We start from the raw sequence: 15,790 nt of genomic DNA on the forward strand, positions 1-15,790 counted from the left end.
GAGGCCCACTCGGTCACCTTGTAGCGCAGGCCAACCTCGGCATCCAGCGCGTAGTCGGCCACCCCACCCAGCGGCTTGGCGAACTCGCCGTTGGTGAACAGCTGCACGTTCTTGCCGATCAGGTAGCGGGTGTAGTCCCACTTCAGCGCCGCGGAATAGAAGTTGTCCTTGGCCCCGTCCTGGTATTCGAAGTCGGTGCGGTTGATCAGTGAACCCAGCGAGAACGCACCCAGTTCATCATCCCAGAACTGGTAACCCGGGCCGGTACCCACGGTGCGCTGGCGGGCCAGGTCCTCGACATGGTCGCGCTTGTATTCCATGCGCCCTTGCCAGAACCATTTCTCGGTCAGGAAGCGGTCCAGGGCGTACTCGGCGCTCCAGTTGTCGGTGGTAGTGACGTCGTCCTTGGTCTCGCGGTTGTATTCGCCTTCGGCGTTGTGCCGCCAGCGACCGTGGCGGGCGCTGGTCTTGAAGCCGACGTCATAGTCGTCGGTATCGTTCTCGGCACGCTTGTAGTCCAGCGCCACGTCGACGTTGCCCTTCCACACGAAGTCCTCGACCAGCGGCTTGGGCTTCATGATCTGCTCGATGCTGGCCAGCTCGACGGTCTTCGGCGCTTCACCATTGGCCAAGGTCACCTTGCCAGGCTCGGCAGCCTTCAGCGACTTGGCTCGCTCACCGCTGTAGGTGTCCTGCTTGACCAGCAGCTCCTGATCACTTTCCAGGGTCTGGACTTCTTTCCAGTCCAGGGCGATGGAACCGCCATACGGGGTTTCCAGCAGCAACTTGCCACCGTCGAAGACTTTGATCTTGCCGCTGAGCCGGTCACCGTTCTTCATCCACACGGTGTCGGCGAACACCGGCGAGGCGCACAGGGAGACAGCAAGCAGGCACAACAAGGATCTAGAATACATAAACGCACTACGGGTTCGATTTGACGAAAAAAGCCGGGCATTATCCAGATACCGACGACCAGAGCAAGGACAGACCGGAAGCATGCCGTTGAGTTCAACTCTCATTTGCCGAACCGTTGGTCCGGTTTCATCTGCAGCCCAGGGGAAGCCTGATGTCTGTTGCCCATGAGCACGTCCTCGACAACGCCGAGGGCCGACGAACGGCGCTATATTCGGTACTGGGCCAGGTGCCGGCCGGCAAGGTGGTGAGCTATGGCCAGCTGGCCGAGCTGGCGGGCCTTGGCCGGGCCGCCCGCTGGGTCGGACGCACCCTCGGGCAGCTGCCTGCGGACACTCGCCTGCCCTGGCACCGGGTGCTCGGCGCCGGCGGCAGGCTGAGCCTGGCATTGGGTACCCCGTCGGGGGATGAACAACGGGCGCGGCTGCGCGCGGAGGGTGTGAATGTAACCAACAATCGTGTGGATATGACGCGCCATGGCTGGCGCCCGATGGAGCACAGCGGTTAGAGTGCGCGCTTTGTTTTCGCAAACTTGAGGCAGATGTTGGCCCATGCCCCGTAAAACCTGGCGCGCTGCGCTTGCTGCCTATGCCAGCCCATCAACCTTGGTACTTTTGCTGCTCGGTTTCGCCGCCGGCCTGCCCTACATGCTGGTGTTTTCCACCCTCTCGGTGTGGTTGCGCGAAGCAGGCGTAGCCCGCGAAACCATTGGTTACGCCAGCCTGATCGGCCTGGCCTACGCCTTCAAGTGGGTGTGGTCGCCGCTGCTCGACCAATGGCGCCTGCCCCTGCTCGGCAGCCTGGGGCGCCGCCGGTCCTGGCTATTGCTGTCACAATCCCTGGTGGTGATTGGGCTGGTCGGCATGAGCCTGTGCGACCCACAGCAGCACCTGTCCTGGCTGATTGCCCTGGCGGTATTGGTGGCCTTCGCTTCGGCGACCCAGGACATCGCCGTCGACGCCTACCGCCTGGAAATCGCCGATGACCAGCGCCAGGCCGCGCTCGCTGCCAGCTACATGGCCGGCTACCGGGTAGCGGCCCTGCTGGCGACCGCTGGCGCCCTGTTCTTCGCCGAGTGGTTCGGCTCCACGGGCTTCAGCTACCTGCACAAGGCCTGGGCCGGCACCTACGTGATGTTCGCGGTGATGATGCTGCCGGCAGTGTTCACCACCCTGGTCATGCGCGAGCCGCCCGTCCCCATGCGGACCCAACTGTCGGCAGCACGCTATGGGCTGGCGCACCAGCTGGCCTCGGTGTTCGTACTGATCATTCTACTGGTGTCGGTACCGGCCAGCTTCACCCAGATGTTCAATACCGGCTGGTCCAGCGTCATCTCCGGGGATGCCACGCCCCTGGACCTGCTACTGGAAGACCGCGCCTTCCTGCGCCTGATTCTCTATGTACTGCTGACCTGGGCCTGCCTGTCGAGCCTGGGCCGTCGCGGCCTGGCCCCGGTGCTGACGCCGGTGAACGACTTCATTGCCCGCTACCGCTGGCAGGCGTTGCTATTGCTCGGCCTGATCGCCACGTATCGCATGTCGGACACGGTGATGGGCGTGATGGCCAATGTGTTCTACATCGACATGGGCTTCACCAAGGACCAGATCGCCAGCGTCAGCAAGATCTTCGGCCTGATCATGACCCTGGTCGGCGCCGGGGTTGGCGGCCTGCTGATCGTGCGCTTCGGCATCATGCCGATCCTGTTCATCGGCGGCGCGGCCTCGGCAGCTACCAATATCCTGTTCCTGATGCTGGCCGACATGGGCCCGAACCTGCAGATGCTGGTGGTGACCATTTCGCTGGACAACTTCAGCTCCGGGCTGGCCACCTCGGCCTTCGTCGCTTACCTGTCGAGCCTGACCAACCTGAAGTTCTCGGCGACCCAGTACGCGTTGCTCAGCTCGATCATGCTGCTGTTGCCACGCCTGATCGGCGGCTATTCGGGAGTCATGGTGGAGAAGTTCGGTTACCACGACTTCTTCCTGATCACCGCCTTGCTGGGCGTGCCGACCCTGATCCTGATTGCCCTGCAGTGGCGCCAGGAGGCCGGGCCGGGCAAACCGGTGGCAGCGGAACACTCAGCAGCCGAACGGCCCTGAGAGACTGCCTGAACCGGGCTGTTCGCGGGCTTGCCTGCGAACAGCCCGGTTCAGGCAAGAAAGGTCACTCGGCAACAGCCCCTTCCCCAGGTCGCTGCCCCACCACGAACCACAACGGCCACAGCGCCAGCGCCCCTGCCACCCCTGCCGCCAGGGCGAAATGCAGCAAACTCGCCCCGGCCCCCATCATCGCCAGCAGTGCGCCACCCAGCCCTAGCAGGGCGATGGTGATCATCCCCAGCATGGCCGAGACCAGGCCCTTGCTCTGTTCGCTGGCGAACAGCGTCATGCGGTACAGCACCGCATTGGCCACGCCCAGCCCCAGCGCATACAGCGACATGCCCGCCACCACATTGGTCACGCTCGGCCGGTACCAGGTCGCCAGCACCATCAGGCCCAGGCCAGCCAGATACGGCCACAGCGCGCCACGCACCAAGGACGCCAGCGGGTAGCGCTCGGCGATACGGTTGATGATCAGGTTGCCCAGGATCAGCCCGCCAAATACCGGCAGTTGCCACAAGGCGTATTCCAGGGTGCTCAGCCCTTCATCATGGATCAGCAGCACTGGCGACAGGCCAATCCAGGCAATCAACGGCAGGCCGACCAGGCCCAGCGCAGCGCTGCCAGCGACAAAACGCCGGTTGACCAGCAACTGGCCATAGCCGGCTAGCAGCGGCAACAGATGAATCGGCGTGAATGCCAGGCGCGAACCGTCCCGGCGCTCCACCCCCAGGGTTTCCGGCATCAGCAGGTAAAGCAACAGCCAAGCCAGGACCGCGCCCACGGCAAAGGCCACGAACAGCCAGCGCCAATCCAGCCACTGCAGCATCAAGGTTCCCACCAGCGGCCCGAGCAAAGGCGAGAGCAATGCGATATTGGCCAGCAGCGCCATCATGCGCACGGCGTCTGCCTCGCTGAAGGCTTCGTTCAAGGCCGGGTAGCTGACCGTGACCACAAAGCCCAGGCCGATGCCCTGCAGCAGGCGCAACAGGTTGAACAGGCCGATGTTGTCGACCCAGAAGGTTGCCAGGCAGGCAACACCGAAGCAGGCGCAGCCGGTCAGCAGTAGCGGGCGCCGGCCATAGCGGTCGGCCAGCGGGCCGATCAGCCACTGCAGTACCACCCCACCCAGCAGGTACAGGTTGAGCGCGTGGGGAATATATTCGGGGCTGGCGTTCAGGTCGCCGACCACCACCGGCATGGCCGGCATGACCGCATCGCTGGCCAGATAGGTAAGCAACTCGAACAAAGCCAAGGTAAGGCCGAACAGCAAGGCGCGCAGGGGGGTGATGTACAGCAGTGGTTTCATGATGGCGTATCGGGTGTGGCAGGTGGGTCAGGCTATATGCCAGAAATGCCGGGATATTGCTGTGAACAAGTGTAAAAAAAACCGGGGCAGCTGTGCTGCCCCGGCTTCACACGGTATTACTGCGCTGCAGTCTCCTGCACCACACGAATCACCCGCTGCGGGAATGGTATGTCGATCCCTTCGGCCTTCAACCGGTCGCGCGCATGCTCGTTGAGCATGAACATCACGTCCCAGTAATCAGCGGTCTTGGTCCACAGGCGCAACGACACGGTAATGGCACTGTCGCCCAGGGTGGCGACCACCGCCTGCGGCGCCGGGTCTTGCAGCACGCGCGGATCCTGCGCCAGCTCCAGCAACACGTTGCGCGCCTTCTGCAGGTCGGCCTCGTAATCCACGCCCACATCGAACACCACCTTGCGCGTCGGCTGACGGTTGGTGTTGGTGATGATGCCGTTGGACAGGCTGCCGTTAGGCATGATCACGGTCTTGTTGTCACCGGTGCGCAGCACGGTGTGGAAGATCTGGATGCTGTCGACGGTACCGGCCACGCCCTGCGCCTCGATCCAGTCACCGATGCGGAACGGGCGGAACATCAGAATCAGCACGCCACCGGCGAAGTTCGCCAGGCTGCCTTGCAAGGCCAGGCCGATGGCCAGGCCGGCGGCACCGATGGCGGCGACGAACGAGGTGGTCTCGATACCGATCATCGAGGCCACGCTGACCAGCAGCAGCACCTTCAGCACGATGTTCGACAGGGTGCTGATGAACCCTTGCAGCGCCAGGTCGGCGTTGCGCAGGCCGACCAGCTTGCCCAGGCGGGCGCTGACCTTGTTGATGATCCACCAGCCGACCGCCAGGGTCAGCAACGCCAGCAGCACACGGCTGCCGTATTCCATGATCAAGGGAATCCAGGTCTGCGATTGGCGGACCAGCTGATCGACTTCAGCGTTCAAATCCATATTCATCTCCTGATGCCGAGCGGCAAGTACACGGTAGAACAGGCCGCGCGCGTTTGCGCAGCCCGGGCCCCATGGACATCATTTCGCCATCCGGGTTCCGGGTGGCACTTGCATCAGTCGCGGAAGTTGTTGAACTGCAGCGGCATGTCGAATTCCTTGGTACGCAGCAGGGCAATGGCTTCCTGCAGGTCGTCGCGCTTCTTGCCGGTAACACGCACCTGCTCGCCCTGGATAGCGGCCTGCACCTTCAGCTTGGCGTCCTTGATGGTGGCGACGATCTTCTTCGCCAGGTCCTTGTCGATGCCTTCGCGGAACTTGGCTTCCTGTTTCTTTTCCTTGCCCGAGGCGTACGGGTCCTTGGTTTCCAGGCACTTCACGTCGATCTTGCGCTTGACCAGCGCCAGGCGCAGGATTTCCAGCATCGCCTCGAGCTGGAACTCTTCCTCGGCGGTGAGCATCACGGTCTGCTCCTTGTCCTTGAACTCGAAGCTGCCCTTGCCCTTGAGGTCGTAGCGGCGGTCCAGGTCCTTGATGGCGTTGTCGACCGCGTTCTGCACTTCGTGCTTGTCCAGTTCCGATACCACGTCGAACGAAGGCATGGTTGTTCTCCCAAAATAAAAGCGCGCTCGGGCTGAAGATGGAGCGCGCTGGGTTTGATGGTTAAAATGCGGGCTCATTATAACGGGTTGCGAAACGCATATGAGCAGCACCTGGCATATTCTCGGCGCCGGTAGCCTGGGCAGCCTGTGGGCCTGCCGCCTGGCGCGCGCAGGCAAGGCAGTGCGCCTGATCCTGCGCGACGGGCAACGCTTGCAGGCCTACCAGCAGGCCGGCGGCCTGACCCTGGTCGAACAGGACCAGCCGCGCCATTACGCCATCCCTGCCGAAACCGCGCAGGCTCACGGCCCGATCCACCGCCTGCTGGTGGCCTGCAAGGCCTACGACGCCGCCCCGGCGATAGCCGGCGTGGCAGCGCGGCTGGCCGACGACGCCGAGGTCGTGCTGTTGCAGAATGGCCTGGGCAGCCAGGACGAGGTCGCCGACCTGGTCCCGCGCGCGCGCTGCATCTTCGCCTCCAGCACCGAAGGTGCGTTTCGCGAGGGCGGCTGGCAGGTACGGTTTGCCGGCCACGGTTTCAACTGGCTGGGCGACCCGCGCAACCCCGCAGCGCCGGCCTGGTTCGATGACCTGCACGAAGCCGGCATCCCCGCCGAATGGACGGTGGATATCCTCACTCGCCTGTGGCGCAAACTGGCGCTCAATTGCGCCATCAACCCGCTGACCGTGCTGCATGACTGCCAGAACGGCGGGCTGCTCGGGCACCTGGGCGAAGTGGACGCAGTGTGCGCCGAGCTGGCCCAGTTGCTGCGCCACTGCGGCCAGCCGGAGGCAGCGGTCGAACTGAACGAAGAGGTCCAGCGGGTGATTGTCGCCACCGCAGCCAACTACTCTTCCATGTACCAGGACGTTCGCGCCGGCCGCCGCACCGAGGTGCATTACCTGCTCGGCCACGCCTGCCGCGTCGCCGGCCGTCATGGCCTGCAACTGCCGGCGCTGGAACGCCTGCAGCAGCGCCTGGTCGATAACCTGCGCGTGCGTGGCTTGCCCTGCGACTGACGCGGCCCCTTCAACCGGATAAGGACATTGCCTCGCCCATGACCTTGCGCCAACGCCTGGAAAACCTCCCGGTCGGGCAGAAGCTGCTGGCAGCCCTGCTGGTATTGCTGGTGACCATCCTGCTGGTGGCCAACCTCACCTTCATCAGCGCCGCCTACTGGATCACCCAGGAGAGCATGGCGCCACAGGCGCTGCACACCATCGGCCGGCTGGTGGCCAACCCGCAGCTGGCCGCCCGCGCCGGCGACAACCCGGACGCCGCCAGCGCCCTGCTCAAGGAGCTGGACAGCTACACGCCGCTGCGTGCCGCCGCCGTCTACGGTGGCGACGGCCGCATGCTGGCGCAGCTGCAGCATGGCGAGCCGCTGACCCTGCCCAAGCGTTTTCGCAACATCGATGGCTGGCGCCTGATGGAGTTTCGCAGCACCCAGCTGATCCGCATGCCACGCGAGGCCAACCCGCCGGCCCACCTGTTGCTGGTAGCCAGCAGTGAGCTGCCTACCGCCTTCTACACCGGCACCCTCAGCGCCAGCCTGGCCATCCTGGTGTTCAGCGTCCTGCTGTGGATCTTCATTGCCCGGCAGATCAAACGCCTGATCACCCAGCCGATCAACCAGCTCGAGGAACTCAGCCGCCAGGTCACCCGTGAAGAAAGCTACGCCCTGCGTGCCCAGCGCGGTAACGACGACGAAATCGGCAGCCTCGCCGAAGCGTTCAACACCATGCTTTCACGCATCGAAGCCCGCGAACAGCAGCTCAAGCGCACCCGCGACGAGTTCCAGGAAGCCTATGACCAGGCCCAGGGCCTGGCCGAGGAAACCCGCCATACCAACCGCAAGCTGGAGCTGGAAGTGCAGGTGCGCAGCAAGATCGAGAAGAAGCTCACCGGTTTCCAGAACTACCTCAACAGCATCATCGACTCGATGCCCTCGGCGCTGATCGCCCTTGACGAACAGCTCTACGTGACGCAGTGGAACCACGAAGCCACGGTGCTCTCCGGCACGCCGCTGGACGAGGCGCTGAACCAGCCGATCTTCATTGCCTTCGAACCGCTCAAGCCGTTCCTGCCGCAACTGAAGGAAACCGTGGAAAAGCACCGTGTGGCGAAGATCGAGCGGGTCACCTGGCCCAAGGGCGACGACCTGCGCCACTACGCCCTGACCTTCTACCCGCTGACCGGTGGCGGTGGCCGTGGCGTGGTCATCCGCATCGACGACATCACCCAGCGCCTGTCGCTGGAAGAAATGATGGTGCAATCGGAGAAAATGCTTTCGGTCGGCGGCCTGGCGGCCGGCATGGCCCACGAGATCAACAACCCGCTGGGCGCGATCCTGCATAACGTGCAGAACATCCGCCGACGCCTGTCGCCAGAGCTGCCGCGCAACCTCGAACAGGCCGAAGAGCTGGGCATCGACCTGGCTACAGTTAACCGCTACCTGGACAGCCGCGATGTACCGCAATTGCTTGACGGCATCCAGCAGGCCGGCGCCCGGGCGGCGAAAATCGTCACCCACATGCTCAGCTTCAGCCGACGCAGCAACCGCCAGCTGGCACCGTGCGACCTGCCGGCACTGATCGACCAGGCGGTGGAGATTGCCGGCAACGACTTCGACCTGGCCATCGGCTTCGACTTCAAGGGCACAGCTATCGTGCGCCAGTTCGACCCGGAACTGGGGCCGGTGCCATGCACCGCCAACGAACTGGAGCAGGTGCTGCTCAACCTATTGAAGAACGCCGCCCAGGCCATCCATCAAAGGCCGCAGCCCAGCGAGCCGGGACGCATCACCCTGCGCACCCGACTGAACCCGCCGTGGGCGGAAATCCAGGTCGAGGACAACGGCGTCGGCATGCCCGAGGGGGTACGCAAGCGTACCTTCGAGCCGTTCTTCACCACCAAGGAGATCGGCCAGGGCACCGGGCTCGGCCTGTCAGTTTCGTACTTCATCATCACCAACAACCACAAGGGGCAGATGGAAGTGCAGTCCACGCCCGGCCAGGGCACCTGCTTCACCCTGCGCCTGCCCCTTGCCCAGCCGGCCGCGACGGTGCCGGCCACAACGGAGGCATGACATGGGCTTTCGCCTGTCGAAGATCTACACACGCACTGGCGACCAGGGCGAGACCGGGTTGGGCGATGGCCGCCGGGTGCCCAAGGACCATCCGCGGATCGAGGCGATCGGCGAGGTGGACAGCCTGAACAGCCAGTTGGGGTTGCTGCTGGCAGGGCTGGCCGAACAAGGGCTGGATGAAGTGAGCAAGGTGCTCGCACCCTGCCAACACCGCTTGTTCGATCTCGGCGGTGAACTGGCCATGCCGAGCTACCAGGCGCTGGACCTGGCCGAGGTGGAGCGCCTGGAAGCCGCGATCGATGTATGGAATGAAGAACTGGGGCCGCTGAAGAACTTCATCTTGCCCAGTGGCTCGGCGCTGGTGGCACAGGCGCATGTATGCCGCAGTATGGCGCGCAGTGCGGAGCGGCGCTGCCAGCAGTTGAATGCCGTGGAACCGTTGGCGGGGGTTGGATTGGCGTATATCAACCGGCTATCCGATCTGCTGTTCGTGGCGGCACGGATCATCGGGCGGCGGCAGGGGGTTGCCGAAGTGTTGTGGCAGCCTGCTGTCAAATCTGAAGGCTGAGATTCCGGGGCTGCTTTGCAGCACCCGGTTACAGGCCACTCAAAGCTCCGGCCAGAACGCCCGGATCCCGGCCACGCCCTGTGCCCCGGCAGCCCAGGCCTGCTCCCGCTCACCCGGCCCGACGCCACCCAGCAGATAGACCGGCTTGTTGAACCCGGCGATCATCCGTTGCGCTTCGTCCCACCCCAGCGGCACCGCGCCAGGGTGAGTCTGGGTAGCCTGCACCGGCGACAAGGTCACGAAATCCACACCCATCTGCTCCGCCAGCGCCAGCTCTTCGGCGCTATGGCAGGAGGCCGCCAGCCAACGCTCCCGGGGGAATGGCCGGCCATTCGGCGCATACTTGCGCAATTGTGCGGCGGTCAGGTGCCAACCCGCCGAAGGGAAGTCACCCAGCCATTCCAGCGGTCCCTTGAGCATCAGCTGTGCCTTGCCCGCGCACAGCCCGACCGCGTCCACCGCCACGTCGCGGTACTTGGGGTCGTACATGTCCGGCGCGCGCAACTGGATCAGGCGCATACCGTTGGCCACGGCCTTCTGGATACCCTTGAGCAGTTGCGGTACTTCCAGGCCATCCGGGGTGATCAGGTACTGGTCCGGCAGGCGTGCGGCGGCAACGATCGGCTTGTTGGCCTCGGGGAATTCGTATTGCGACAGATCGCGCGGGGCAACCCACGCCAGCGGCTGGCCCTCGGCGCCATGTGGTTCACCGGTAAACGCCTCGACTTCGCGAACGTCCAGCAGCACCTGCTTGTCCGGGTAATCGTGGCTGACCTTGATCAGCGCGCGCGAACGGCTGACCTTGATGCCCAGCTCTTCGCGCAGCTCACGGGCCAGCGCTGCTTCGACGCCCTCGCCCTCCTCCACCTTGCCACCGGGGAACTCCCACAGGCCACCCTGGTGCTGGGTATCGGCACGGCGCGCGATCAGGATGCGGCCATCGTTACCGCGAATGACAGCTGCTACAACATGAATCCGTTTCACCCTTCACGCTCCGCCAGGCCAGCCCGCTGCCAAGCCTGGAAGGCCGGCCATTGATAAATGGTCTCGATATAGGCCGCCGCCTCGGCCGGCACTTCCACGCGGTAGGTGCGCAGGCGTACGGCCACCGGGGCGAAGAAGGCATCGGCCAGGCTCGGCTTGCCGAACAGGAACGGGCCGCTGTCCTTGGCCACCAGGCGGCATTCGGACCACAGCGCAACGATACGGTCGATATCGATTTGTACCTCCAGCGGCACGCTGTCCAGTGCCTGGTCGCGCGACAGGTTGAACGGCATGGCACCGCGCAGGGCGAGGAAGCCGCTGTGCATTTGCGCGCAGGCCGAGCGGGCCTGGGCCCGGGCAGCCACGTCGGCTGGCCACAGCTGGGCCTCGGGGTGGCGTTCGTTGAGGTATTCGGCGATAGCCAGCGAGTCGGCGATCACGCCGTGCTCGGTCTTGAGCAGTGGCACCTTGCCGGTGGCGGAGAAAGCCAGGATGCGCTGACGGGTGTCAGGCTGGTTGAGTTTGATCAGGGTTTCTTCGTAGGGCACGCCAGCCAGTTCGAGGGCCAAAGCGCCGCGCAGCGACCAGGAGGAATACAGCTTGTCGCCGATGATCAGGTGATAGCTCATGGTTCGGCTCCATTCGGTTTGGGATTTTTGGGGCTGCGTTGCAGCCCATCGCGACGCAAGGCCGCTCCTACAGGAGATCGCGAGCGCTTGTAGGAGCGGCCTTGTGTCGCGAAAGGGCTGCACAGCGCCCCAATTGAATCAGGTACGGTATTCGGCGTTGATCTTCACGTACTCGTGGGACAGGTCGGTGGTCCAGATGGTTTCGCTGCACTGGCCGCGGCCCAGCTCGATGCGGATGGTGATTTCCTCCTGGGCCATGACCTTGGCGCCCTGGTCTTCGGTGTAGCTCGGGCTGCGCCCGCCTTTGCTGGCGATGCAGACGTTGTCCAGGTACACGTCGATCAGGTTCACATCCAGCTCCGGCACGCCGGCACGGCCGACGGCTGCAAGGATACGGCCCCAGTTCGGGTCGGAAGCGAACAGCGCAGTCTTGATCAGCGGGGAGTGGGCCACGGCGTAACCGACATCCAGGCATTCCTGGTGGTTGCCGCCGCCGTTGACCTGCACGGTCACGAACTTGGTGGCACCTTCGCCGTCACGGACGATGGCCTGGGCCACTTCCATGCACACTTCGAACACGGCTTTCTTCAGCGCTTCGAACAGTGCGCCGCTGGCTTCGGTGACTTCCGGCAGGTTGGCCTTGCCGGTGGCAATCAGCATGCAGCAGTCGTTGGTCGAGGTGTCGCCATCGATGGTGATGCGGTTGAACGACTTGTTGGCGCCGTCGAGGATCAGGTCCTTGAGCACCGCCGGGGCAACCTTGGCGTCAGTGGCGATGTAGCCGAGCATGGTGGCCATGTTCGGGCGAATCATGCCGGCCCCCTTGCTGATGCCGGTCACGGTAACGGTCACACCATCATGCTGGAACTGGCGGCTGGCGCCCTTGGGCAGGGTGTCGGTGGTCATGATGCCGGTGGCGGCTTCGGCCCAGTGGTTTTCCGACAGGTTGTCGAGGGCAGCCTGCAACGCGCCTTCGATCTTTTCCACCGGCAGCGGTTCGCCGATCACGCCGGTGGAGAATGGCAGTACCGACTCGGCCGGTACGCCGGCCAGTTCGGCAAGCTTGGCGCAGGTGCGCTCGGCTGCGGCCAGGCCTGGCGCGCCGGTACCGGCGTTGGCGTTGCCGGTGTTGGTCAGCAGGTAGCGCACGGTGCCCTGGACACGCTGCTTGGAGAGGATCACTGGCGCTGCGCAGAAGGCATTGAGGGTGAATACACCCGCCACGCTGGAACCTTCGGCACAGCGCATGACCACCACATCCTTGCGCCCCGGGCGCTTGATACCGGCAGAAGCGATACCGAGTTCAAAACCCGGAACCGGGTGCAAGGTGGGCAAAGGACCAAGACCAACAGCCATTAGAGCGCTCCTAGAAAATACGGTGAACAGGTGATGGAAGAGCGGGGCCGCTTCGCGCCCCATTCGCGGCACGAGGCCGCTCCTACAAGGACATCGCAACCATTGGCGCGGTCCCGGTAGAAGCGGCCTCGCGCCGCGAATGGGGCGCAAAGCGGCCCCGGATGTTTCAGGTTACAACAGCCTGGTCAGATCACTCGATCTGCCCGTGGCAATGCTTGAACTTCTTGCCCGAACCACACCAGCACGGCTCGTTGCGGCCCAGCTTCTGGTCGTTGCGTACCGGCGCCGAGGCAACCGCCACTTCGGCGCCCTCTTCACTCAGTTGCTCGCTTTCCAGGCCCGGGGCAGGGGCGTGCTGGAACTGCATGCGGCTGGCCAGTTCCTCGGCCTCGCGGCGCAGGCGGGCTTCCTCTTCGGCCGGGTCTTCGCGGCGCACCTGAACGTGCGACAGCACGCGGATGGTGTCGCGCTTGATCGACTCGAGCAGCTCCTGGAACAGGCTGAAGGATTCGCGCTTGTACTCCTGCTTCGGGTTCTTCTGCGCATAACCACGCAGGTGGATACCGTGACGCAGGTGGTCCATGGTCGACAGGTGGTCTTTCCACAGGTCGTCCAGCACACGCAGCAGAATCTGCTTCTCGAAGGTGCGCAGGGCCTCGATACCGGCCTGGTCCTCCTTCTCGGTGTACGCAGTGGTGATCTCGTTCAGCAGCTTCTCGCGCAGGGTCTCTTCGTAGAGGTGATCGTCCTCGTCGAGCCACTGCTGGATCGGCAGCTTGATGGCGAAATCGCTGGCCAGCGAAGCCTCCAGGCCGGCCACGTCCCACTGCTCGGGCAGCGACTGCGGCGGAATGTGCTGGCTGATGGTAGCGTCCAGCACTTCCTTGCGGAATTCGACGATGGTGTCGCCAATGTTCTCGGCGGCCAGCAGGCTGTTGCGCATGTGGTAGATCACCTTGCGCTGCTCGTTGGCCACGTCGTCGTATTCGAGCAATTGCTTGCGAATGTCGAAGTTGCGGCCTTCGACCTTGCGCTGGGCCTTCTCGATGGCGTTGGTGACCATGCGGTGTTCAATCGCCTCGCCCGACTGCATGCCCAGCGCCTTCATGAAGTTCTTCACCCGGTCAGAGGCGAAGATACGCATCAGGCTGTCTTCCAGCGACAGGTAGAAGCGGCTGGAACCCGGGTCACCCTGACGGCCGGAACGGCCACGCAGCTGGTTGTCGATACGGCGCGACTCGTGACGCTCGGAGGCGATCACATGCAGGCCACCCGACTCGATCACCTGCTGATGACGCTTCTGCCAGTCGGCCTTGATCTGGGCGATCTGCTCGGCGGTGGGGTTTTCCAGGGCGGCCACTTCGGCCTCCCAGTTACCGCCCAGCAGGATGTCGGTACCACGGCCGGCCATGTTGGTGGCGATGGTCAGCGCACCTGGCGCACCCGCCTGGGCGATGATCTCGGCTTCCTTCTCGTGGTACTTGGCGTTGAGCACCTTGTGCTCGATACCTTCCTTTTTCAGAAGGTTGGACATGTGCTCCGACGTTTCGATGGTCGCCGTACCGACCAGCACCGGGCGGCCCTGCTTCATGCTTTCCTTGATGTCGGCGATGATCGCGGCGTATTTCTCGTCGGCGGTCAGGTACACCAGGTCGTTGAAGTCCTTGCGCGCCAACGGCTTGTTCGGCGGAATGACCATCACGTTGAGGCCGTAGATCGACTGGAACTCGAACGCTTCGGTGTCGGCGGTACCGGTCATGCCGGACAGCTTGGTGTACAGGCGGAAGTAGTTCTGGAAGGTGGTCGAAGCCAGGGTCTGGCTTTCGGCCTGGATGTTCAGGTTCTCTTTCGCTTCGATGGCCTGGTGCAGGCCTTCGGACAGACGACGGCCCGGCATGGTACGGCCGGTATGCTCGTCGATCAGCAGGACCTGGCCGTCCTGGACGATGTATTCGATGTTGCGATGGAACAGCTTGTGCGCGCGCAGGCCGGCATAGACGTGGGTCAGCAGGCTCAGGTTGTGCGCCGAGTACAGGCTCTCGCCCTCGGCCAGCAGGCCGGCCTGGGTGAGCATCTCTTCGATGAACTGGTGACCGGCTTCGTTCAGCTCGACCTGGCGGCTCTTCTCGTCGATGGTGAAGTGGCCTTCCTGGGTGACCTGGCCTTCCACTTCCTCGATATGCTGCTTCAGGCGCGGAATCAGGCGGTTGATCTCGATGTACAGCTTGGAGCTGTCTTCGGCCTGGCCGGAGATGATCAGCGGGGTACGCGCTTCGTCGATGAGGATGGAGTCCACTTCGTCGATCACGGCGAAGTTCAGTTCACGCTGGAACTTCTCTTCCTGGCTGAACGCCATGTTGTCGCGCAGGTAGTCGAAACCGAACTCGTTGTTGGTGCCGTAGGTGATGTCGGCCGCGTAGGCCGCGCGCTTTTCTTCCGGCGGCTGGAAGGCCGAAACGATGCCCACGGACAGGCCGAGGAACTCGTACAGCGGGCGCATCCAGTTGGCGTCACGGCGGGCCAGGTAGTCGTTGACGGTGACCACGTGCACGCCCTTGCCGGACAATGCGTTGAGGTACACGGCCAGGGTACCGACCAAGGTCTTGCCTTCACCGGTACGCATTTCTGCGATCATGCCCTCGTGCAAGGTCATGCCGCCGATCAGCTGCACGTCGAAGTGGCGCATGCCCATCACGCGCTTGCCGGCCTCACGGGCCACGGCGAAGGCTTCCGGCAGCAGCTGGTCCAGTGTCTCGCCTTTGGCCAGGCGCTCCTTGAACTCTGCGGTCTTGCCCCGCAGTTGCTCGTCGGAGAGGGCCACCATCTTCTCTTCGAGAGCATTGACGATGTTCACCGTCTTGAGCATGCGTTTCACTTCACGCTCGTTCTTGCTTCCAAAAAGTTTCTTTAACAAAGGCGCAAACATATCGGCAGGATCTTCCACACGTAGGGATGGAGGGCGGCCCCATGAGTCGCCCGTGCAGCCCTGAGGCCGCATGCGAACGAGCATTCTACCCGGAAACGATGGTGAGGAAAGTGGTGGATTTCCACGATGCTGGCACAGCGCTTTGGCGGGGGCCTGTTTTAGATAGGGGCATTTTCCCTGAGTTCAAGGTTCGGGAAGATGAAACGTATCGAGAATGAGTCTTGTCTTGTGATATCTGTGCCGGCCTCTTCGCGGGTAAACCCGCGCCCACAGGATCATCTACACATCAAGGGCAGTGCCGTACCTGTGGGAGCGGGTTTACCCGCGAAGAGGCCAGTGCGGGCTATAGAGATGTTAGACTG

13 protein-coding genes are annotated in these 15,790 nt (G+C 63.7%); 5 read left to right on the forward strand and 8 right to left on the reverse strand.

Going from position 1 to position 15,790, the window contains the following annotated elements; all coding sequences use genetic code 11:
* On the reverse strand, positions 1-914 hold a 914-nt coding region (locus tag QSV36_RS05675; protein ID WP_289130698.1), incomplete at its 3' end, for a DUF481 domain-containing protein.
* A 152-nt stretch (positions 915-1,066) separates the two neighbouring features.
* Here QSV36_RS05675 and QSV36_RS05680 point away from each other — a divergent pair.
* Both QSV36_RS05680 and QSV36_RS05685 read left to right on the forward strand, forming a co-directional pair.
* Positions 1,067-1,420, forward strand: a complete 354-nt coding sequence (locus QSV36_RS05680; RefSeq protein ID WP_225779150.1) for an MGMT family protein — start codon at positions 1,067-1,069, stop codon at positions 1,418-1,420.
* Positions 1,421-1,463: 43 nt separating this feature from the next.
* Complete coding sequence (locus QSV36_RS05685) at positions 1,464-3,011, forward strand: AmpG family muropeptide MFS transporter (RefSeq protein ID WP_289130701.1); 1,548 nt, start codon at positions 1,464-1,466, stop codon at positions 3,009-3,011.
* 64 nt (positions 3,012-3,075) lie between these two features.
* Here the strand turns inward: QSV36_RS05685 and QSV36_RS05690 are convergent, their stop codons facing one another.
* The 3 genes from QSV36_RS05690 to QSV36_RS05700 all read right to left on the reverse strand — a co-directional run bounded on the left by QSV36_RS05690 (position 3,076) and on the right by QSV36_RS05700 (position 5,878).
* Positions 3,076-4,320, reverse strand: coding sequence for an MFS transporter (locus QSV36_RS05690; RefSeq protein ID WP_289130704.1), 1,245 nt, complete (start codon positions 4,318-4,320; stop codon positions 3,076-3,078).
* A gap of 116 nt (positions 4,321-4,436) precedes the next feature.
* Positions 4,437-5,279, reverse strand: a complete 843-nt coding sequence (locus QSV36_RS05695) for a mechanosensitive ion channel family protein (protein WP_289130707.1) — start codon at positions 5,277-5,279, stop codon at positions 4,437-4,439.
* Between the two features lie 113 nt (positions 5,280-5,392).
* Positions 5,393-5,878 (reverse strand): YajQ family cyclic di-GMP-binding protein, encoded by a 486-nt coding sequence (locus QSV36_RS05700; RefSeq protein ID WP_170032394.1) that lies wholly within the window; start codon positions 5,876-5,878, stop codon positions 5,393-5,395.
* 100 nt (positions 5,879-5,978) lie between these two features.
* On the opposite strand from QSV36_RS05700, the gene QSV36_RS05705 reads away from it, so the two are divergent.
* From QSV36_RS05705 to QSV36_RS05715, 3 genes are read left to right on the forward strand one after another with little or no spacing between them, the layout of a single operon-like run.
* On the forward strand, positions 5,979-6,896 hold the full coding sequence (locus QSV36_RS05705; RefSeq protein WP_289130712.1) for a putative 2-dehydropantoate 2-reductase: 918 nt from the start codon (positions 5,979-5,981) through the stop codon (positions 6,894-6,896).
* Positions 6,897-6,934: 38 nt separating this feature from the next.
* Positions 6,935-8,965: a sensor histidine kinase gene (locus tag QSV36_RS05710; protein WP_289130714.1), complete on the forward strand. Its 2,031-nt coding sequence runs from the start codon at positions 6,935-6,937 to the stop codon at positions 8,963-8,965.
* Position 8,966: 1 nt separating this feature from the next.
* Positions 8,967-9,533 (forward strand): cob(I)yrinic acid a,c-diamide adenosyltransferase, encoded by a 567-nt coding sequence (locus QSV36_RS05715; RefSeq protein ID WP_289130716.1) that lies wholly within the window; start codon positions 8,967-8,969, stop codon positions 9,531-9,533.
* Positions 9,534-9,572: 39 nt separating this feature from the next.
* Here QSV36_RS05715 and QSV36_RS05720 read toward each other — a convergent pair whose 3' ends face one another.
* The 4 genes from QSV36_RS05720 to secA form a co-directional block, all read right to left on the reverse strand.
* Positions 9,573-10,517 (reverse strand): Nudix family hydrolase, encoded by a 945-nt coding sequence (locus QSV36_RS05720; protein ID WP_289130718.1) that lies wholly within the window; start codon positions 10,515-10,517, stop codon positions 9,573-9,575.
* The gene (locus QSV36_RS05725) at positions 10,514-11,146 is read right to left on the reverse strand and encodes a glutathione S-transferase family protein (protein ID WP_289130721.1); all 633 of its coding nucleotides are present in this window, start codon (positions 11,144-11,146) and stop codon (positions 10,514-10,516) included. The genes QSV36_RS05720 and QSV36_RS05725 overlap by 4 nt, the downstream gene beginning before the upstream one ends.
* A gap of 138 nt (positions 11,147-11,284) precedes the next feature.
* Positions 11,285-12,502: a bifunctional glutamate N-acetyltransferase/amino-acid acetyltransferase ArgJ gene (gene argJ, locus QSV36_RS05730; protein ID WP_225779159.1), complete on the reverse strand. Its 1,218-nt coding sequence runs from the start codon at positions 12,500-12,502 to the stop codon at positions 11,285-11,287.
* A gap of 190 nt (positions 12,503-12,692) precedes the next feature.
* The gene (secA, locus tag QSV36_RS05735; protein ID WP_289130724.1) at positions 12,693-15,428 is read right to left on the reverse strand and encodes a preprotein translocase subunit SecA; all 2,736 of its coding nucleotides are present in this window, start codon (positions 15,426-15,428) and stop codon (positions 12,693-12,695) included.
* Positions 15,429-15,790 lie beyond the last annotated feature (362 nt).

This window comes from Pseudomonas sp. BCRC 81390, from assembly GCF_030341915.1.
Lineage (GTDB): Bacteria > Pseudomonadota > Gammaproteobacteria > Pseudomonadales > Pseudomonadaceae > Aquipseudomonas.